The sequence below is a fragment of the Confluentibacter citreus genome, assembly GCF_002807055.1.
Taxonomy (GTDB): Bacteria; Bacteroidota; Bacteroidia; order Flavobacteriales; family Flavobacteriaceae; genus Confluentibacter; species Confluentibacter citreus.
Genome location: NZ_NIXN01000044.1, coordinates 1 through 561 on the forward strand (window position 1 = coordinate 1; position 561 = coordinate 561).

At 47.2% G+C, this 561-nt stretch carries 1 rRNA gene; it reads left to right on the forward strand.

From position 1 onward, the window contains the following. Positions 1-561 (forward strand): 16S ribosomal RNA (locus CDH49_RS15570); the annotation flags it as partial.

Sequence of the window (561 nt, forward strand, 5' to 3'; positions counted from 1 at the left end):
CGCACAAGCGGTGGAGCATGTGGTTTAATTTGATGCTACGCGTAGAACCTTACCCACTCTTGACATCTTCTGCAAAGCTATAGAGATATAGTGGAGGTTAACAGAATGACAGATGGTGCATGGTTGTCGTCAGCTCGTGTCGTGAGATGTTAGGTTAAGTCCTGCAACGAGCGCAACCCTTTTCTTTAGTTACTAATATTAAGTTAAGGACTCTAGAGATACTGCCTGGGTAACCAGGAGGAAGGTGGGGACGACGTCAAATCATCATGCCTCTTACGAGTGGGGCAACACACGTGCTACAATGGTCGGTACAAAGAGAAGCAATATGGTGACATGGAGCAAATCTCAAAAAACCGATCTCAGTTCGGATTGAAGTCTGCAACTCGACTTCATGAAGTCGGAATCGCTAGTAATCGTAGATCAGCTACGCTACGGTGAATACGTTCTCGGGTTTTGTACACACCGCCCGACATACCATGGGAGTTGGTAATGCCCAAAGTCGGTGAGTTAACTTCGGAGACCATTGCCTAAGGCAGGACTGATGACTGGGGTGAAGTCGTA